This window comes from Mycobacterium sp. AT1 (genome assembly GCF_002043095.1).
In the GTDB taxonomy this organism is placed as follows: domain Bacteria; phylum Actinomycetota; class Actinomycetes; order Mycobacteriales; family Mycobacteriaceae; genus Mycobacterium.
Genome location: NZ_MVOC01000038.1, coordinates 93217 through 112958, shown reverse-complemented (window position 1 = coordinate 112958; position 19742 = coordinate 93217). Strand labels below are relative to the sequence as shown.

Sequence of the window (19742 nt, the reverse complement as noted above, 5' to 3'; positions counted from 1 at the left end):
GCGGCTAAAAGCAAAGCTACCGGATTGAACGATCAGGCGAGCCAGCTGTCGGGACCGGTCGTCGGTGCCGCTGTATTCCTGAACGCGGAATTAACGCGCCAAATCGTCCGGGCCGACAAAGGCGAAGCCGTCCTCCTGCCCTCCGTATAGTGGGACCTCACAGCGACATGCTTTGTCACTGCCGTGCAACCCTACGAAGAGGTAGTGCGCCTGATGAAGGCCAAGAGTTCATCCAACCGCTCCGAACCGACGCGGGTCGCACTGATGAATGCTGCGCTGCAGGTGATCACCGAGACTGGGGTGAAGAGCGTTACGCATCGGCGGGTCTGCGCGGTCGCGAAAGTCTCCTTGGGAACCGTGAACTATCACTATGCCGACTTGAATGACCTTCGGCTGGATGCGTTCTCAAGTTATGTGGACAAGGTGTCTGCGCGATACGAAGCGAGCTTCTCGGTCGCGCATGACGATGACGACCTCGCCGACGCCGTGTTGCGTCTGATCGACGGTCTCTCCGAAGACACCGAGAGTGCAATCCTGATGTGGGAGCTGTACGCCGAAGGCGGACGGGACAAGTCGTATCGACGACTGGTTCGCAAGTGGTCCAAGCGGGCGAAGTCCGGGGTCGAACGGTTCTGCTCACCCTTCACCGCAACGGCTTTGGAAGCGATGTGGGACGGCGCCGTCATGCAGCGGATCCTCGGCGATTCCTCCCTGCCGCCGGAGGAACTCCGCAAGGTGATCCTTGCCATCATCCGGCTGGACGAGGACCGTCACTATCCACAGCTGCCTGCCGACGAGTCCGCACCCAAAAGCGTTGTGGGCACTGCGCGTTCGTCTCGGCGTAGAACGCCGGCTGCCGTCGCGGCTCAGTGAGTCGCGACGGCAGGTTTCGAGGCGGGTCAGTTGACCACCGTGATTACTCGGCCACGGTTGGCTCCGACGCCCGCCTGATCCGGTCGGCGACCTCGATCGCGTCACCTTCCGGCGCATCCGAGCTTCCGGAGGGGCGAGCGATCAGCATGTACCCGCCTCCGAGCACCAGCACTACGGCAAGGCCGATCAGTACGATCCACCGGTCTACGAAGCCCAGGCTCGGATCCCCCGGCACCGCCAGCAGAACCATTGCCGCAACGCCGTAGATCAGGGCCAGCACGTTGATCACCAATCCGAAGGGGCCCAGCGTCCATGGTCCGGCGGGACGCCATCCCTTGATCCGCTGCCGCAGGGCGGCGAGCACAACCATTTGGAAGCACACGTAGATGCCCAGCACGGCGAATGCCGTCACCGCAACCACGCTGTCGGGCTTGAAATAGAGCCAAACCGTGATGAGCATGGGTGCGATACATGCCACGACCATGGCGTTGCGCGGGACGGCGCCGCTGCCGCCCACTTCTTCGTGCAGCTTGGACAGCCAGCGACTGCCGGGGAGCATGCCGTCGCGGGCGAAGCTGAACAGCAGTCGACTCAGCGCGGCTTGCTGCGACAACGCCGCGGAGAGGAAGATCGTCGCTGCGACGACTAGGAGCAAGTTCATCCCTAGGTCGCCGGTGCTGCCCCGCACGATCTCGGGAATGGGGTCGGCGACATTGCCTGCCACGATGTCCGCGAGATTCGGTGCTGCCAAGAGGAATCCGGCGTAGGCGATGAACGCGGCGACCAGGCCCACGACGATCGTCAGAATCATCGCCAGCGGTATGCGTCGTTCGGGATTCTTCACCTCTTCGGCGACGTCGCCACACGCCTCGAAGCCGTAGAACTGCCACAACCCGACCAACGCGGCGAGCATGAACGCCCACAGGTAGGAACTGTCCGCGGCGATGCCCATGGAGTCGAAGAGCACTCCGAAGGAGTTCTTCCGTTGGAACAGCAGCAGGTAGAGGCCGAGCGCCACGACTCCGATCAGTTCGCAGTAGAACCCGATGCGAGCGACCATGGCCAGTGTCTTCGTTCCGGTGCTGTTGAGCAGGAAGGCCACCGCCAGGAGACCGAGTCCTATTGCGAGCCCACTGCCCGGTGTCAGTTCTATCCGGAACAGGTTGGCCAGGAACGGAATGGCGAACTGCACGAGGGCGGTGATCGTCACCGCCAGTGCGGCCATGTAGATCCACGCCGCCATCCAGGCATATCGTCGGCCCCACAGCCGCCTGGCCCACGGGTAGATTCCGCCGGTGATTGGATACTGAGACACCACTTCTCCGAAGACCAGCGCGACCAGAAGTTGGCCGGCCGCCACGATTGGGAACCACCAGATGGAAGGGGGTCCCGCGGTAGCGAGTCCGAGCGCGAATATCGACAACACCCCGGCGCCGGGCGAGAGATACGTGAACCCCAGTGAGAAGTTGGAGACGAGGCCGATCGACCGCTTGAACGTCTCGGGCTGTTGGGTGTCACCTTGCGTCGCCGACGGCGGCGGAACGACTGACTCTGACATCGGGCGATTCCTTCCACAGAACTACGGAGAAGCATGATCGGCCACGCGGCGTCTATGCCGTTGGCGGACACTCCCATCCGTGCGCCCGACCGTAGTCTGCGACGGATTGTCGGATATTGAACATTTGTTGAAAGATGGAAGTTGCGTCACCGTAACCCCGACTGCGGGGCCTGTCAACAGATGGATGGCAAGCGGTGCGACACGCCTCGCCGCAGCTCATTCGCTCCAAATGCGCTACTCCATCTGGACACTCGGCCCACCCTTGACACGAACGCGGCTCGCCGATAGCTTGACCTGACATCGCAATCTGAACAAATGTTCAAAGTCATCGTCTGTCGACACTGGCTCATTCTTCGTGCCGAAATCGGTTGCACAGCAGCGCTCTTCACGCGCTCTGTCGCCATCGAAAACCGGCGCGACAACAACCGAAAGAGAACCACCATGAAGTTCGGCCTCTTCAACATCCCCTACTCGCGCGACTATTCGCACGGCCACCGCACGGCCAAACAGGTCATCGACTGGGATCTCACGTTGACCAAGTGGGCGGATGAATTCGGCTGGGAAGAAGCGTATTTCGCCGAGCACTACACCCTCGGCGGCGAGCCAAGCCCGGCACCTGACGCCATGATCGCCGCCGCGTCGCAGATCACCTCGCGCATCAAGCTCGGCGCCGCGGCGCACCTGCTCGCGTACCACAACCCGATCTCGCTGGCCCACCGAACCATGTGGCTCGACCACATGACCGGCGGCCGCTACATCGCCGGCTTCGCGCCCGGCGCGTTCCCAAGCGACGCCCAACTGTTCAACACTGGTAAGAAGAATCCCCAGATGATGATCGAGGCCATGGACATCATCGACGCCATCTGGACCAAGGAAGGTCCCTTCCGCATCGAGGGTGAGTTCTGGACCGTCGACATGCCCGCCTACAGCGATGACATCCACGGGCCGCATCTCAAACCCAGGCAAGATCGCATCCCGGTCATCATGACCGGGATGCAGGCGACGTCGCCCACCCTGACCACCGCGGGCCAGCGCGGTTACTTCCCCATGAGCCAACAGGTGCACCAGAGCGTGTTGACCGCGCACTGGGCCACCTACGCCGAGGCGGCGTCGGCGGCAGGCTTCGAGCCAGACCGGGCGAACTGGCGCATTTGCCGCGACGTTCTGGTGGCGGATACCGACGAGGAGGCGCGCGACGCCTACCTCAACGGCGCCATGGGTGATCTGTGGGCCAACTACAACGTGCCCACCTTCATCAAGCTCGGCATTGGTGACCTCATCTCTGGTGGAACCATTCCCAAGGAAGAGATCGGCGCCGCGTGGATGGTCGACAACTTCCACATCGTCGGCTCTCCGCAGACCGTCGCCGAAAAGATCGAGGCGCTCTACGACGAGGTCGGTGGCTTCGGCACGCTGGTGTCCTTCGGACACGACTATGCCAACGATCCCGAGGTCTACCGTCGCAGCTTCGAGCTCATCGGAACCAAGGTGGCACAACTGGTTTCGCACCTTTCGGCGTAACCAGTTCGCGCCGAACCAGCCAAGTTACTTCTGAGAAGTTCACGATCGGAGATCAGATTGACATCGACCAACGCCACTGGACGGCTCCTCGACGGCAAGGTGATCGTCGTGTCCGGAGGTGCGCGGGGCATGGGTGCCGCGCACGTCCGACGCCTGGCAGAAGAAGGAGCCCGCGTACACTTCGGCGACATCGCCGACGAATTGGGCAGCCAGTACTGCACCGAACTGCAGGACCGCGGCCTCGACGTCGTTTTCCATCACCTGGACGTCACGAAGGGTGATGACTGGCAGATCCTGACCGCCGGCGTTGCGGATTCCGACGGCCGGATCGATGCACTGGTCAACAACGCGGGCATCCTCGACATGGCCGGACTCGACGACGCCACCGAGGAGACGTGGAACCGGACCATCGCCGTCAATCAGACCGGAGTGTTCCTGGGCACGAAGGCCGCTCTGGCGCTGTTGCGCAAGAGCGCGGCGCCGTCGATCGTGAACGTGTCGTCGATCTTCGGACTGGTCGGCGGCACCGGCTACCTCGCATATACCGCGTCCAAGGGTGCGGTGTCCACGATGACGAAGACCATCGCGTTCACGTATGGGCCTGAAGGTATCCGCTGCAACAGCATTCATCCCGGCTACATCGAGACGCCGATGCTCGACGAGGAGATGGCCGGCCTACCCGCCGGAGCCACCGCGGCCATTCACGAACAGATTCCACTACGCCGGTTCGCCAAGGCGGAAGAAGTCTCCGAGGTCGTGGTGTTCCTCGCCTCGGATCGCTCGTCGTACATGTCCGGTGCCGAGATCGTCATCGACGGCGGGCTGCTCGCGGGGCGGTGACCGTGCTGACATGCACAGGGGCCGAGAATTATTCGAGGAGTCCTTTGTCGCGCAACGCACTCATTGTGTTAAACCACTGCACGTACGGCCGGTCGACGGCCTCAGCCCCGCCGTCAACGCCACCCCGCCCTGACGATAACCGCTGCCGTTCACGGTGCCGCCGCTGGCGAGCCGCACCGTGCGGGCGCTGGTGACCGTCACGCATGGCCAAGGCCCGGTGACGTGCCCAACCAGACGTCGGCGCCGATGGCGGCCAGGAGATCACGTAGTCCGGTGAGGGTATTCGCCGGCAAGAACAGGTCGCAGTACGGCAGCGCCGCCGCCATGGACCCGGCCAACGGCCGGTAGTCGGGTGAGGCTGCCCGCGGATTGAGCCAGACGACCCGGTGGGCGCGACGAGACAGCCTGTCCATCGCATGGCCGAGCACCTCGGGCGGGTCGGAATCCCAGCCATCGGAGGCAATGATGACGATGGCGCCGCGTAACGCGTTGCCGTGCGGCGCAGCCAGCAGACCGGCCACGCTACGGCCCAGATGCGTTCCGCCGTAGCGGTCGCTGACCTTGGCGCTGGCCCGCTCCAACGCAACTTCGGCGGATCGATGTGACAGCACGGACGTCAATCGGGTCAGCTCGGTCGAGAAGGCGAAGACCTCGGGTCTAATCGTGGCTCCCGACCGTCGTTGCAGTGCAGCCGCCCGCATCAGGTGCAGGTAGATGGTTGCGTACGGCTGCATGGATCTGCTGACGTCACAGAGGAATACGACCCGACGCGGCCGTTTGCCAGGCCGCGACCGGACAAGTCGAACCGCCTCCCACCCGGTGGTGCGCGACGCCCGGATGGTCTGCCGCAGATCGATCCGGGTGCCATGCGTACCGTCCTGCCGCCGGAGGGTGCGCCGACGGGGCCAGCGTGCGGTCGCCTGCTCCAACCACCCGCCGATGAGTCGCAGGTCCTCGGCGTCGAAGGTCTCGAAGGCGTCGTCGGCGCGGGCGACCCACCTGCTGGGCAACGCGTCGGGGATCGTGATGTCGGTATCGGTGAGCTCGGCGGATCGGGCGGCGGTGACCGTGGCGGGTCGGGTGACCCACGGCAGGCCGCTGCCGTCCAGGGTGGGGCCCTGTGCTGCGCGCGCGCCCGGCACCGACGCGACAGCCGCTCCCAGCGGAGACTGCAGGGCCACCGGATCCAGCCCGAACGCCGCGGCGCCGAACACTTCGTCGAAGACGAGGTCGAACAGGACCAGGTCCTCGGCCCGGTTCACCAGCGTCAGCCGCGCAGCCCAGTACAGATCGGGCCGCGTCACCGGAACCAGGTGGTCCAGCGCTGCGACGAATCCGGCTGCCCCACTGGCCGATACGGTGACGCCTCCTGACCTCAGCCGCGTGACGAGAGCGACGGCGAGAGCAGCGCGGTCGACTCCGCGCAGCAAGACCGGACCAGTCATCTGCCCCTGCAGGCTCCCCTGCGGGCGATCCACGTGAGGACGACGACTGCCGCCACTGCCGCCAGCGCGACCGGCACGTACTTCTTCAGTACCGTGCCGCCTGCGAGCTCCAGCAGATCGATCGGCGCCGCTTCGGGTTGCGGCGAGACCGGCAGGGGAAGCACCGGTGCCGGGTCGGCGGCGTCCTCGGTGGCTACGGCCACGGGAGCGGCGGGTGCGTTCTCAGCGGCCAGTTTCGCCTCGAGGGACTCCACGAACTGGCCGAGCAGCTTCTCCGAAACCTGTTGCAGCATACCGCTGCCAAACTGGGCCAATTTGCCGACGACCTTCAGGTCGGTGTCGACGGTGACGCGGGTCCGGTCGCCCTCGGAGTGCAGGGTGGCGGTGACCGTGGCCGCCGCGTTGCCGGTGCCGCGGGATTCCTTGCCCTTGGCGTCGATGACGGCACGGTACTGCTCGTCATCGCGTTCGATGAAGCGGACCTTGCCGTTGAACTCACTGGTCACCGGTCCCACCTTGATCTTCACCTTGCCCAGGGTGTCGTCACCCTCCTGGCCGGTCATCGTGGCACCCGGCATCAGCGGGATTACCTGCTCGAGATCGTTGAACAACTCCCAGGCCCGAACGATCGGCGCGGTGACGGTGAATTCGTTGGCGATTTTCATCTGCGGTCTTTCCTTCCACGCCTTTACGGCGAGCTGTATTCCACGAACGCCTCGGCGAGCACGTCGCGGTCATCGGGGGTTTTGGCCAGCGCACCGAGGCTGGCCAGAGCGTGCTGGCTGTGGGCGCCCACCAGATCGGTCACTCGCAGGGCAACCAGTGCGGCGACCCAATCGATGGTCTCTGCCACTCCTGGTTGCTTGTCGAGATCGAGAGTCCTTGCCGCACGAACGAAGTGCGTCGTCTGGTCGATGAGCGCGGTGGTGGCCCCGGGTACGGTGCGGCGGACGATCTCGGCTGCGCGCGCCGGGTCGGGGTAGTCGATCCAGTGGTACAGGCAGCGCCGGCGTAGTGCGTCGTGCAGGTCGCGACTGCGGTTGGAGGTCAGCACCGCGATCGGTGGGCGCGGCGCGGTGAAGGTGCCCAGTTCGGGCACGGTGACGCTGGACTCACCGAGGAACTCCAGCAGCAGCGCCTCGAATTCGTCGTCGGCACGGTCGATCTCGTCGATCAGCAGCACGGGCGGGGTGTCACCTCGGTATCGCACGCACTGCAGGATGGGCCGGTTGATCAGGTAATCCTCGGTGTACAGATCCGCTTCCTCGATGCCCACCCCACGCGCCTCGGCCAGCCTAATCGCCAGCAGCTGACGTTGATAGTTCCAGTCGTAGAGCGCTTCGGCCGTGGTCAGACCCTCGTAACATTGCAGCCGAACCACTTGAGAATCAAGCACTTTGGCAAGCGTCTTGGCCGCTGAGGTCTTCCCGACCCCCGGCTCGCCCTCCAGTAGCAGCGGGCGGCCCAGGGCAGCCGCCAGATAGAAGGCGGCCGCCGTGCCCTCGTCCAGCAGATGATCGTGGGCGTCGAAGCGAGCCACGACATCGTCCACATCGGTGAACGCGGATGCCGTCATCCGCCAACCAGCGTCGCGACGAAGGCGACCCGGCACCCCGCACCGCAGAACCAGTAGTCCTGCCCTCCGGCGTGCAGATGCTCCGCCCCTGGGGTGAGCATCACCGACATCCCGCACACCGGATCGGTCGCCTGCTCTGGAGCATCCTGGCCACGGGCCTGCACTTTCAGGCCGTCGATGCGGATGGCCGCAACCACTTCGGCCACCACCGAGACCGCGATCTCCGCGGGTGTCTTGGCTCCGATCGGCAGGCCGACCGGACTGTGGATCAACGCCCGCTCCTCGGCCGTCAGCCCCAGGCTTGCAAGAATCGAGGCACCACGAATCCGGCTGGCCACCAACCCGATATAGCCGACGCGGGCGTCCAACGCCGCCCGAATCACCTCGGCCTCCGGCCCGCCGTGGCTGGCGATCACCACGGCCGTCGTCCCGGCCAGGTCGTCCAACGACTCGCCACCAAGGGCGTCGTAACCCAGAACGCCGCACAGTTGGACCAAGGCGTCGGCGATCGGCGTCGCACCGTGCACGCGGATCAGTGGCGCGGGTACCTGCGGCACCAGGAAGATCTCCAGCGCACCACCGGACAGGCACGGGTTCACCACCACACAGGCCCCCGGCGCCTCGGGGAACGCCACATCGCCGTCCGGCAGAACCCGCAACAACACGCTCTCATTGGTCTGCAGCGCGCCGAGCGCCGCCTTCCGGACGGAACTCTGCGCGCACTCACCGCCGACGAACCCTTCGATCGTGCCGTCGGACAACATGATCGCTTCGTCCCCGGCATGAGCAGAGCTGGGTGGTTGCGCTCGTACGACGGTGGCGTGCACGAACGGGGTCCGCGCCCGCCGTAACTGCTGAACGCGCTCGTTCATCGTCATGGTGGACATGTCTAGATCGGCGGGGTGGCGCGGCCTTGCATCGCCTCCCACACCCTCGAAGGTGTCAGCGGCATATCGGCGTGCCGAACCCCGAACGGCGCCAACGCATCCACCACGGCATTCACCACGGCCGGCGGCGAACCGACGGTGGCGGACTCGCCGACCCCCTTGGCTCCGATCGGATGATGCGGTGACGGTGTCACCGTGTGCCCGGTCTCCAGATTGGGCACCTCCATCGCGGTGGGGATCAGGTAGTCCATCAACGACCCGCCCAGACAGTTGCCGTCGTCGTCGAAGGCGATCATCTCCATCAGGGCCATCCCGATCCCGTCGACGATGCCGCCGTGGACCTGACCTTCGATGATCATCGGGTTGATCCGCGTGCCGCAGTCGTCGACGGCCAGAAACCGGCGCACCTTGACCACTGCGGTACCCGGATCGACGTCGACCACGCAGAAGTAGGCGCCATAGGGATAGGTGAGATTCTCCGGGTTGTAACAGATTTGGGCGTCAAGGCCCCCTTCCAGGCCTTCGGGCAGATCGCCGGCGCCGTGCGCCTTCATGGCGATGTCCTGGATGGTGACCGATGCCGTCGGATCGCCTTTCACATGGAAGGACCCCTTGTCCCATTCCAGGTCGGCGACGCTGGCCTCCAGCATTCCCGAGGCGATGATCTTGGCCTTGTCGCGGATCTTGCGTGCCACCAACGCGGCGGCTGCACCCGAGACGGGGGTGGACCGGGAGCCGTAGGTGCCCAGGCCGAACGGAGTCTGATCCGTGTCTCCGTGCACCACGTCGATGTCGTCGGGCGGGATGCCAAGTTCTTCGGCGATGATCTGCGCGAACGTCGTCTCGTGGCCCTGGCCCTGGGTCTGCACCGACAGCCGCACCACCGCTTTTCCGGTGGGGTGCACCCGCAGCTCGCAGCCGTCGGCCATGCCGAGTCCCAGGATGTCCATGTCCTTACGGGGGCCCGCCCCCACGGCCTCTGTGAAGAACGACATGCCGATGCCCATCAGCTCGCCGCGTTCGCGCTTCTCGACCTGCTCACGGCGCAGCTCGTCGTAACCGATCATGTCCATGGCCAGCCGCATGGTGGTCTCGTAGTCGCCCGAGTCGTATTCCCACCCGGTTTTCGACTGGTAGGGAAACTGCTCCGGCTTCAACAGGTTTCGCAGCCGCAGTTCCGCGGGATCGACCTTCATCTCGTGAGCCAGGCAGTCCACCAGCCGCTCCACGAAGTACACCGCCTCGGTGATCCGGAAGGAACAGGCATACGCCACCCCACCCGGGGCCTTGTTGGTGAACACCGCCGTCATCTGGCAGTACGCGGCCTCGATGTCGTAGCTACCGGTGAACACGCCGAAGAATCCGGCCGGGTACTTCAGCGGCGACGCCACCCCGTTGAAGGCGCCGTGGTCAGCCAGCACCGTGGAGCGGATCGCGAGGATCTTGCCGTCCTTGGTCGCGGCGATGTCGCCGACCATGACGTAGTCGCGGGCGAAGCCGGTGGACGTCAGGTTCTCACTGCGGTCCTCCATCCACTTGACCGGTTTACCGAGGATCAGCGAACCGACGATGGCGCAGACGTACCCGGGATAGATGGGCACCTTGTTGCCGAACCCGCCGCCTATATCGGGGGCGATGACCCGGATCTTGTGTTCGGGGATGCCGGCGACCAGGGCGTACAGCGTCCGGTGGGCGTGCGGGGCCTGGGTGGTGGACCACAGGGTGAGCTTGCCGCTGATCGGGTCGAGATCGGCGACCGCGCCACAGGTTTCCATCGGGGCGGGATGTACCCGCGGGTAGATGATCTCTTGGGAGACAACGACGTCGGCCCGCGCGAAGACTGCGTCGGTGGCAGCCGCGTCCCCGGTTTCCCAGTCGAAACAGTGGTTGTCGGTCTTGCCTTCGAGGTCGGTCCGGATGACTTCGGCATCGGGCGCCAGAGCGCGCCGGACGTCGACGACGGGTTCGAGCGGTTCGTAGTCGACGTCGATGAGTTCGAGTGCGTCACGTGCCGAGTAGCGGTCCTCGGCGACCACGAACGCCACCTCCTGACCCTGGAACCGCACCTTGTCGGTGGCCAGCACGGCCTGCACGTCGTTTGACAGCGTCGGCATCCATGCCAGACCCTTTTCGGCCAGGTCGGCCCCGGTCACCACGGCCTTGACCTTCGGATGTGCCAGCGCGGCAGAGACATCGATGGCGGTGATCCTGGCGTGCGCGTAGGGCGAGCGCAGGATCGCCAGGTGCAGCATGCCGTGCAGGTTCACGTCGTCGACGTAGTTGCCCTTGCCGCGGATGAAGCGCGGATCCTCTTTGCGCAGCATCCGCCCGTAGCCACAGGGTTTCTTGTCGTTGTCGGGCAGTTCGTTTCCAGACGGCGGCCGGACCTCGGTGGTGGTCATCACTTACTCCCGGCTTCGATGAGGTGATCGCCGGCGTCGCCACCGAGGGTGTCCTCGGTCTGCGTCTCGGGGGCGAAGTCGTCGCGGCCCGCTCTGGCAGCCCACTGAATGGACCGCACGATCGTGGTGTAGCCGGTGCAGCGGCAGATTTGGCCGGAGATGGCCTCGCGGATGGTCTCCTCGTCCGGGTCGGGCACACGGTCCAGCAGGGCGCGGGCGGTGATCATCATGCCGGGGGTGCAGAAGCCACACTGCAGGCCGTGGCACTGCATGAATCCTTCTTGCACCGGATCCAGCTTGCCGTCAACCTCCATGCCCTCCACGGTCCGGACGTCGTGCCCGGATGCCATGGCGGCCAACATGGTGCACGACTTCACCGGTTCGCCGTCCACGCTCACCACACAGGTGCCGCAGTTGGAAGTGTCGCAGCCCCAGTGCGTTCCGGTCAGCCGCAGCTGGTCGCGCAGGAAGTGCACCAGCAGCAGTCGCGGTTCGACGTCGGCGCTCACCGAATCGCCGTTCACCGTCATGTTGACCTGCATCTAAGCTCCTCAATTCCCTTGTGGTGCGGGCGCATTGCGAACCCGATCCACCGATGTGCGCAGTGTGCGGATGGTCAGTTCTGATGCCAGGTGGCGCTTGTAGTCGGCGCTGCCCCGCATGTCCGATACCGGCTCGCAGGCTTCCGCCGCGGCCAGGCCCGCTTCGGCAAAGGTGGCCTCGGTGGCGGGTTTGCCTGCCAAGGCGTCGGCCAGTGCACGCAGTCCCTCGTCGTCCGGGTTGACCGCCGTCAGCCCCACCCGGCCGGCGACAATCGTGGCCAGGTCCTTGTCCAGTGTGACGGCGGCACCTGCTGCGGCCACGGCCCAATCCCCCACCCGGCGTTCGACCTTGGCATACGCACTGGACATGTTGTGCCGCAGCGGTACCCGTACCTCGATCAGCATCTCGTTGTGCGCCAGCGACGTCTCGTAGGGACCTTCGTGGAAATCGTCGATCGCGATCTCCCGCTGGCCTGCGGGACCACGGGCGACGCAGACGGCGTCGAGCACCATGCACACCGTCGTGAGGTCCTCGGCCGGGTCGGCCTGGCACAGGGACCCGCCGACGGTGCCGCGGTTGCGCACGATCGGGTCGGCGATCACCTTCTCGGCATCGCGGAAGATCGGTAGCACCGCCGCCAGTGGGGCGGAGTCAAGCACCTCGCGGTGCCGGGTCATGGCGCCGAGCCTAACGATGGTCGGGTCGGTAACGATGTAGCCGAGTTCGCCCGCGAGGTCGTTGATGTCGACCAGGTACTCCGGATTGGCGATCCGCAGTTTCATCATCGGCAGCAGGCTGTGGCCACCCGCGACGATCAGGGCGCCGTCGCCGAGGCGGTCGAGAAGACCCACTGCGTGTTCCACGCTGGTCGCTCGTTCGTACTCGAAGGGGCCGGGAACTTGCATGTGACTGGCCTCACATCTGCTGGGTTGGGGAGCCCAGTGTTGGCCGGTCTTACTGAGCCGTCAATAGCGGGTTAAGGAATCGCTTAATTGACTATGTTGATGCTGGTGATGATGGATGCGGCCCGGCACTTCGACCAGGGGGCGACCACCGCCGCCCCACCTGCGGGCGATGATCTCCGCTGCGATCGAAACCGCCGTCTCCTCCGGAGTTCGGCCGCCGAGGTCCAATCCGATGGGGCTCGACAAGCCCTCCAATTCGGCGTCGGTCAGGCCCGCCTCACGCAGCCGGGCCAGCCGGTCATCGTGGGTTCGGCGGGAGCCCATCGCGCCGATGTAGGCGACCTCGGGCAGTCGCAGCGCCACTTCCAGGAGCGGGACGTCGAACTTCGGATCGTGGGTGAGCACGCAGATCACGGTCCGGGCGTCAATGGCACCGGCGTCGGCCTGAGCGGCCAGGTACCGATGCGGCCAGTCGACGACGACCTCGTCGGCCGTCGGGAACCGTGCCGACGTCGCGAAGACCGGACGCGCGTCGCACACCGTGACCCGGTAGCCCAGGAACGAGCCCTGTTGCGCGACGGCCGCGGCGAAGTCGATGGCACCAAACACCAGCATGCGGGGGCGCGGCGCGTAGCTGGCGACGAACACCTCCATGCCGAGGCCGCGCCGCTGGCCGTCGGGCCCGTAGGTGAGCACCTCGCTGCGGCCTGCCGCCAGCAGACCGCGGGCGTCGTCGGTGACGGCGGAATCGGCGCGCGGCGAGCCCAGCTCCCCGGTCACGTCGTCGCCGCGGACCACCAGGCGCCGGCCCACCCAGGCCGGATCCTGATGGGCGATCACCGTCGCGACGGCAGCGGGCCGGTGGTGCACGATGTCCTCGGCGAGAGCTTCCAATTCGGGAAAGGTGTTCTGCGACATCGGCTCGACGAAGATGTCGATGATTCCCCCGCAGGTGAGGCCGACGGCGAAGGCATCGTCGTCGCTGACGCCGTAGCGCTGCAGTACCGGCACACCTGTCGCCGCCACATCGGTGGCCAGCTCGTAGACGGCGCCTTCGACGCAACCTCCGGACACCGACCCGCTTGCGGTGCCATCCGGGCCGACGACCATCGACGCGCCAGGCAGCCGCGGTGCCGACGAATAGGTGCGGACGACCGTCCCGACACCGACGGTGCCACCGGCACGCCAGACCGCCAACACGTCGCCCAGCACGTCTCTCACGAAATCAAACGTAGGCTCATTCCGTGACACCGGCACAACTTCGCGCGTACTCGGCAGTGGTGAGGCTGGGCTCGGTGCACTCCGCGGCAGCCGAACTCGGGATGTCCGACGCGGGCGTCTCTCTGCATGTCACCCAGTTGCGCAAGGAACTCGACGACCAACTGTTCACCAGGACCGCGGCGGGGCTGGCGTTCACTCCTGGCGGCCTACGGCTGGCCAGCCGGGCCATCGAAATTCTGGGTCTGCAGCGCCAGACGGCGATCGAGGTGACCGAGGCCGCGCATGGCAGGCGGCTGCTGCGGATTGCGGCGTCGAGCGCATTCGCCGAGCACGCGGCGCCCGGTCTGATCGAGCTGTTCTCGTCGCGCGCCGACGATCTGTCGGTGGAGCTGAGCGTGCACCCGGCAAGTCAGTTCCGCTACCTGATCGAATCCAGGGCGGTCGACGTGGCGCTCGGACCCGCCAGCGCCGTGGCTGCCGACGGCACCGACACCATCGCCTCACGCCCGTTCCTGAAGTACCAGATCATCACGGTGGCGGCGCCCGGCAGTCCGCTGGCCGTCAATCCCGCCGTCGCACCGCCTGCAGCGCTGCTCCGCGAGCAGATGTGGATGCTGGGCCCGTCCGCGGGCAGCGTCGACGGCGAAATCGGGCTGATGCTGCAGAAACTGGCCATTCCCGAGGAGCGACAACGGATCTTCCAGAGCGACGCCGCGGCGCTGGAGGAAGTGCAGCGGGTGGGCGGTCTGACGCTGACGATGGGTTTCGCTGTCGGCAAGGACCTTTCGGCGAAACGACTGACCCATGTCAAGGGTACGGGCCTGCAGACTGAAGGCGAATGGGTGGCGTTCACCCTGCCGCCGGCGTCACGGCAGCCGGCCGTCTCCGAACTGGTGCGGTTCATCACCACGCCGCGTTGCACCCAGGCGATGATCCGTGGCACCGGCGTGGGCGTCACCCGGTTCAAGCCGAAAGTCCATGTGACACTCTGGAGTTGACAAGCCTGCCGAGATGGACGAGATGGCAGATCTGTCTCGCACTTCCCGCCCAACTTCTCACCGGACTCCCCCACTCGGGCAATTTCACGGCCCCCAGGTCAGCAGTTCTCATCGCGGGGCGAATACGACCGACGTCGACATGACCGCTATCCACACCAATCCTGATACTCCCCGTCGCGAAAGCAGCCGTGGACACGCGACAACCGCCGGAGCCAGTCATGTGTTAATAATGAAGGTGCATTAATATAACTCTCGACCTGAGGAGTGCTAATGGGCACCTACGATGAGGCTGCGCGTCCGGCAGCTCCCAATGTGGTCATGATCGTGCTGGACGACCTCGGCTACGCCCAGTTCGGCTGCTACGGGTCAGATATACAGACACCTGCCATTGATCGTCTTGCTCGAAATGGACTCCGGTACAACCGCTTTCACGTCACCGGTCTGTGCTCACCGACACGTGCATGCCTGCTTACCGGCCGAAACCACCACTCGGTCGGGATGGGCTTCCTTGCCGACATCCCGACTGCCCACCCGGGCTACACCGGCAAGATTCCGGCCTCGGTGCCGACGCTGCCGCGCTTGCTGCGCGATTCGGGCTGGAGCACGATGGCCGTCGGAAAGTGGCATTTGGCACCGCGTGGTGAACGGACGAGTGCCGGTCCGTTCACCCGCTGGCCGTTGGGGCTCGGGTTCGAGCGCTATTACGGCTTTCTGCTCGGCGACGCCAATCATTGGGATCCGCAACTGGTACGAGACAACACGTACCTCGACGGACCCGATGTGCGCCCAGCCGGCTACCACTTGACCGAGGATCTCACCGATGAGGCGATCAGGATGGTGGTCAGCCAACAGCAGTCAGCACCCGGCAAGCCGTTCTTCCTCTACTTTGCCACCGGGGCGATGCACTCTCCGCATCATGTACACAAGAGCTGGGCCGACGCCTACGCGGGGCAGTTCGACATCGGATGGGACGCTTGGCGAGACGAAGTGTTCGCACGCCAGCTCGCCGAGGGCGTGGTGCCCGCAGGAACCACTCTCACCGAGCGACCCGATTGGGTTCCGGCTTGGACCTCCCTCACCGCAGACGAACGCGCCGTATACGCGCGGATGCACGAGGTATATGCAGGCTTTCTCAGTCATACCGACAGCCAGATCGATCGACTGATCCGCACGCTGGAGGACATCGACGTCATGGACAACACGCTCGTTCTCGTCATGTCCGACAACGGGGCCAGTGCAGAAGGGGGCGTTGCGGGCACCAGCAATGAACACCGGTTCACGCATCGGGTGCCAGAGTCGACGGCCGACAATCTCGATCTCCTACCGGACTGGGGTGGCACGGCGGGGTATCCGCACTATGCATGGGGCTGGGCGTGGGCCGGCAATACTCCTTTCCGACTGTGGAAGCGGTATGCGTGGCTGGGCGGTACCCGCGTTCCACTGATCGTGCACTGGCCGCGCGGTATCGGCGACAGAGGCGCTGTGCGTTCACAGTTCGCGCACGCCGTCGACGTCATGCCAACAGTATTGGAAGCCTGCGGGGTTCGGCAGCAGTCGTCGGGAGTCGGAACTTCCGACAGCGTCGTCCACGGCGCGAGCTTGTTGCCGACCTTCAACGACGCGGCGGCACCTGCACCCCGATCCACTCAGTACTTCGAAGTCGTGGGTTCCCGGTCGATGATCGCGGATGGCTGGAAGGCCACGACGGATCACGTGGCCCAAGGCGTGATGGACGAGGAGGCGATGCTGGAGGGTAGCCGGGACTTCGCCGCTGATCGATGGTCGCTGTTTCGGGCCGACGACTTCTCCGAAGCTCACGACGTGTCGGCGGATCACCCCGACGTGGTGGCGCGATTGACCGCCCTGTGGGCAGCCGAGGCCGCCCGCTATGACGTGCTCCCCCTGACTGATTCGTTGGTGGCACGAGCGGCGGAGATGGTGTGGCCCGAATTCCCGCCCGGGCAGCGCGTGGTGTTGCGGCCTTCGGGCGGGCCGGTCGCCGATGAGGCATTGCCCTTGCTGTACAGCCGGTTGTCCGCTGACGTCGACGTCCCATCCGAGGCTGCCAACGGTGTGTTGTTTGCGATCGGCAACTGGACCGGAGGGCTGGCGGCGTTCGTGATCGAGTCCAGACTGCACATTGCTGTCGCAGCCCCGGGCGGCAACATCCGGGTGCGGGCCGATCGGCTGCTGGCGGAAGGACGCCACAGCGTGGGCTGTCGGTTACACCGCCTCGACGGCGGGACCCGAGTGGAAGCAGTGATCGACGACGCCGTTGTCGGCTCGGCGGTGGCCCCGGTGACGCTGCCCCATGTCTGGCAGCATGGCGGGACATCTTTGTCCTTGGGCCGCGACCGCGGCCTGCCGGTGTGCGAAGACTATCGACCACCGTTTGCGTGGAACGGCGGATTGCGTTCGGTGACAGTGGAATCCGATCTGGACTCGTTACCAGGTCAGGAACTACTCAAGGCCGCGCTCAAGTCTGACTGAATCGGCTCCTTCATGCCGCGACGCCGCCAGGGTTTCTGCTGAGGCCGGCGCACGAATGATCGCGGTCAGCGAATCGATGAGGTCGGACACGAATATCGCCGTGTGCGGCGCCTCGGTGGCGGTAGCCCGTTGTCGCTGGTGGTCGGCCACCGCATTCAGGGAGCTCGTGTAGACGAAACGGAGCCTGGCCGCGGCGACGGCTTCAGGGAGATGCGAAAGATGCTCCCAGATAAGCTGATTGAGTCGTTGGCCGTGCCCGGTCAACGAAGGATCGGCCAGAATCCAGGCATGCCCGCCGGGTTCGCCGTATCCGTGAAACAGCAGTTGGGCTACCAGCTCGACATGTCGCTCCCCCCGCTCGATGCTGCTTACCTGAGGGAAAATCAAGGCCGCAAGGAGGCGTCTGAGCTCGGCCGGGTGATCACCCGAGGCCGCCTGGTCGAGTATTCGTCCGCGATCTTCGTCGATTCGTTCGAGGCGATCTTCGAGTATGGCCTTGATCAGGTCGTCTTTTGAGCCGAAGTGGTAGTTCACCACCGCGGCGTTGCTTTGCCCGGCGGCGAGTCTGATCTCGTTGAGGCTCACAGCTGCGATCCCCCGGTCGGCGAACATCGTCTCCGCGACGGTGATGAGCTTGAGGCGCGTCGCTTCTCCGCTGCTGTTGCGGCCGCGTGTGCGCGCCTGTTCCCGAATGCGGTCCGACTTCGAGGGCATTGCCCGATGGTACGCATCCCCTCCGGTCAGTATATAATGAATGCTCATTAGTTTAATCGACGTGGAGAAAGCACGGGTGCGCAATGCAGGTGGAGCTGGCGTCATTGGCACTGGTCATCGCCGTGTCGCCGGCCTCGGTGGTGCCGGCGATCCTGATGCTGCACACGCCGCGCCCGCTGGCTGCGGGATGGGCGTTCGCCGTGGGCTGGATGCTCTCCGTGGCGGCCACGACCTGGATTTTCGTCGAAATTTCCGGTCAATTGCCTGACGCCGGCGGTCCGCCGCCACCATGGATCCGACCCGCAACGATGATGTTGGCGGTGCTCCTGATCCTCGCCGGCCTCGTCACCTGGATGCGCCGGGGACGTAGTGAACGTGCGCCGGTATGGCTACGGACACTGGACTCGGTCACTGCGCCGCGGGCACTGGCAGCCGCGCCGGTCCTGGCGGCCGTGAATCCAAAAGTGCTCTCTGCCTGCGCTGCAGCAGGTTTCAGCACCGGGGCCACCACGCAGTCCAGCCTGGCCCAGTGGGGTGACGTCACCGGTTTCGCCCTGCTTGCCAGCGCGACAGTGATAGTGCCGGTTCTCAGCTATGCGATCTGGCGTGAGCGCATGAGCGAACCTCTGCGACGGCTCAGGGTCGCGCTCGAATGCCATAATGCCGCCATCCTGGCGGTGGTTCTCGTTGCCGTAGGGCTGATGTTGTTGCTGCAAGCAGCGTGATGACCCTGCCGCTGACATGAAGGAAAGCCTTTGTCTGTAGCCAATTCTCACCGTCCGAGCCGACGGCTCCTCGCTCTCCAAAAGCTCGTGCTGTTGGCGACCTCGCGATCGGACGGTGTTCAAGATGTGGGGAAGACGCGCAGAATCACCCGATCGATGGAGTCGCTCCAGCGAAGGGCGCGCGGAGTCCAGGAGTCCACCGACTCGGTGGCAGGGGTGCCCGTTCGGTGGTTCCGGCCGGACCGGGCGGAAGCAGGATTGATCTTCCACGTACACGGCGGGGCCTTCGTCGCCGGTAGCTCCCTGGCGGCCCGTGCCCACAGCGGGCTGGCCCATTGCCTGGGCGCGGAACTGGTGAGTGTCGACTACCGGCTTGCGCCGGAGCATCCGTTCCCCGCGGCGCTCGATGACGTGTGGACGGTCTACTCGGAGGTGGCGCGCCAACGGCCCACCGTCATCGTCGGAGAGTCCGCGGGAGGTGGTCTGGCCATGTCGCTGGTGCGGCGAGTGTTGGACCAGGGTGGTCACGCGCCGAAAGGTCTCGTGACAATGTTCCCCTGGGCAGACCTCACCAACAGTTCCGAGAGCTTCGTGCGGAACGAACCTCGAGATCTGCTCTCCCGCAACGGTCTTTCGCGTAGTGCAGTGGCCTACGCCGGTGACTGTGATCTGAGGATGCCTCTGGTGTCACCCCTCTACGGCTCATTCGCCGACTTTCCCCCCACGCTGATCGTCGTCGGTACCCACGACTGTTTACTCGATGACTCCCGCACCATCTCGACCCGCATGCGTGCCGACGGTGTAGATGCGACGCTTGTCGAGGTAGCCGGCGGATTCCACGGCTTCATCCTTTTGCCTGCTCCGGAATCGAAAGAAGCCAGCAAGCAGATATCGTCCTTCGTCGCCAGAGCCTTCATCAATTGACGAGGGCCCGCCATCTCCGTCCGGGGCCGGTTCGACGAATAAATTGAAGCTCTCGACGCGGAACGCGGCATAGTCACTGACGTTTCTGCCCGACGCGCCAACGCAGTTCAAGCAACCACG

At 65.2% G+C, this 19742-nt stretch carries 17 protein-coding genes; 7 read left to right on the top strand and 10 right to left on the bottom strand.

The genetic code is table 11. From position 1 onward, the window contains the following. Positions 1–213 precede the first annotated feature (213 nt). Entirely contained in the window at positions 214–873 is a 660-nt protein-coding gene (locus tag B1790_RS18785) for a TetR/AcrR family transcriptional regulator (RefSeq protein WP_233165197.1), read from the top strand. 43 nt (positions 874–916) lie between these two features. On the opposite strand, the gene B1790_RS18780 is transcribed toward B1790_RS18785, so the two are convergent. Further along, positions 917–2431, bottom strand: coding sequence for an APC family permease (locus tag B1790_RS18780; RefSeq protein ID WP_079924766.1), 1515 nt, complete (start codon positions 2429–2431; stop codon positions 917–919). Between the two features lie 441 nt (positions 2432–2872). On the opposite strand from B1790_RS18780, the gene B1790_RS18775 reads away from it, so the two are divergent. Both B1790_RS18775 and B1790_RS18770 read left to right on the top strand, forming a co-directional pair. Then, complete coding sequence (locus B1790_RS18775) at positions 2873–3952, top strand: LLM class flavin-dependent oxidoreductase (RefSeq protein WP_079924809.1); 1080 nt, start codon at positions 2873–2875, stop codon at positions 3950–3952. Positions 3953–4009: 57 nt separating this feature from the next. Further along, entirely contained in the window at positions 4010–4792 is a 783-nt protein-coding gene (locus B1790_RS18770; protein WP_233165193.1) for an SDR family NAD(P)-dependent oxidoreductase, read from the top strand. Positions 4793–4989: 197 nt separating this feature from the next. On the opposite strand, the gene B1790_RS18765 is transcribed toward B1790_RS18770, so the two are convergent. The 8 genes from B1790_RS18765 to B1790_RS18730 are packed head-to-tail and all read right to left on the bottom strand — an operon-like array spanning position 4990 to position 13771. Then, entirely contained in the window at positions 4990–6237 is a 1248-nt protein-coding gene (locus tag B1790_RS18765) for a VWA domain-containing protein (protein ID WP_079924807.1), read from the bottom strand. Further along, positions 6234–6902 carry an SRPBCC family protein gene (locus tag B1790_RS18760; RefSeq protein ID WP_079924765.1) on the bottom strand — a complete coding sequence of 223 codons (669 nt, stop codon included), beginning with the start codon at positions 6900–6902 and terminating at the stop codon, positions 6234–6236. The genes B1790_RS18765 and B1790_RS18760 overlap by 4 nt, the downstream gene beginning before the upstream one ends. A gap of 23 nt (positions 6903–6925) precedes the next feature. After that, on the bottom strand, positions 6926–7813 hold the full coding sequence (locus tag B1790_RS18755) for a MoxR family ATPase (protein ID WP_079924764.1): 888 nt from the start codon (positions 7811–7813) through the stop codon (positions 6926–6928). Continuing rightward, positions 7810–8691: an XdhC family protein gene (locus B1790_RS18750; RefSeq protein ID WP_079924806.1), complete on the bottom strand. Its 882-nt coding sequence runs from the start codon at positions 8689–8691 to the stop codon at positions 7810–7812. The genes B1790_RS18755 and B1790_RS18750 overlap by 4 nt, the downstream gene beginning before the upstream one ends. Positions 8692–8702: 11 nt before the next feature. Beyond that, positions 8703–11102, bottom strand: coding sequence for an aerobic carbon-monoxide dehydrogenase large subunit (locus tag B1790_RS18745; protein WP_079924763.1), 2400 nt, complete (start codon positions 11100–11102; stop codon positions 8703–8705). After that, on the bottom strand, positions 11102–11644 hold the full coding sequence (locus tag B1790_RS18740) for a (2Fe-2S)-binding protein (RefSeq protein ID WP_079924762.1): 543 nt from the start codon (positions 11642–11644) through the stop codon (positions 11102–11104). The genes B1790_RS18745 and B1790_RS18740 overlap by 1 nt, the downstream gene beginning before the upstream one ends. Before the next feature lie 9 nt (positions 11645–11653). Beyond that, entirely contained in the window at positions 11654–12550 is an 897-nt protein-coding gene (locus B1790_RS18735; RefSeq protein ID WP_079924761.1) for a xanthine dehydrogenase family protein subunit M, read from the bottom strand. A gap of 60 nt (positions 12551–12610) precedes the next feature. Then, a complete protein-coding gene (locus B1790_RS18730) occupies positions 12611–13771 on the bottom strand; it encodes an XdhC/CoxI family protein (RefSeq protein WP_079924760.1) in 1161 nt (386 codons plus the stop codon). A gap of 23 nt (positions 13772–13794) precedes the next feature. On the opposite strand from B1790_RS18730, the gene B1790_RS18725 reads away from it, so the two are divergent. Next, positions 13795–14769: a LysR family transcriptional regulator gene (locus B1790_RS18725; RefSeq protein ID WP_079924759.1), complete on the top strand. Its 975-nt coding sequence runs from the start codon at positions 13795–13797 to the stop codon at positions 14767–14769. Positions 14770–15039: 270 nt separating this feature from the next. After that, positions 15040–17259 (top strand): arylsulfatase, encoded by a 2220-nt coding sequence (locus B1790_RS18720; RefSeq protein ID WP_079924758.1) that lies wholly within the window; start codon positions 15040–15042, stop codon positions 17257–17259. On the opposite strand, the gene B1790_RS18715 is transcribed toward B1790_RS18720, so the two are convergent. After that, entirely contained in the window at positions 17230–17973 is a 744-nt protein-coding gene (locus B1790_RS18715) for a TetR/AcrR family transcriptional regulator (protein WP_158083840.1), read from the bottom strand. The genes B1790_RS18720 and B1790_RS18715 overlap by 30 nt on opposite strands. Before the next feature lie 83 nt (positions 17974–18056). Between B1790_RS18715 and B1790_RS18710 the strand changes: the two genes are divergently transcribed. Together B1790_RS18710 and B1790_RS18705 are read left to right on the top strand one after the other, a co-directional pair. Continuing rightward, positions 18057–18698 (top strand): GAP family protein, encoded by a 642-nt coding sequence (locus tag B1790_RS18710; protein WP_079924757.1) that lies wholly within the window; start codon positions 18057–18059, stop codon positions 18696–18698. A 207-nt stretch (positions 18699–18905) separates the two neighbouring features. Beyond that, positions 18906–19622 (top strand): alpha/beta hydrolase, encoded by a 717-nt coding sequence (locus B1790_RS18705; RefSeq protein WP_158083839.1) that lies wholly within the window; start codon positions 18906–18908, stop codon positions 19620–19622. Positions 19623–19742: the final 120 nt, after the last annotated feature.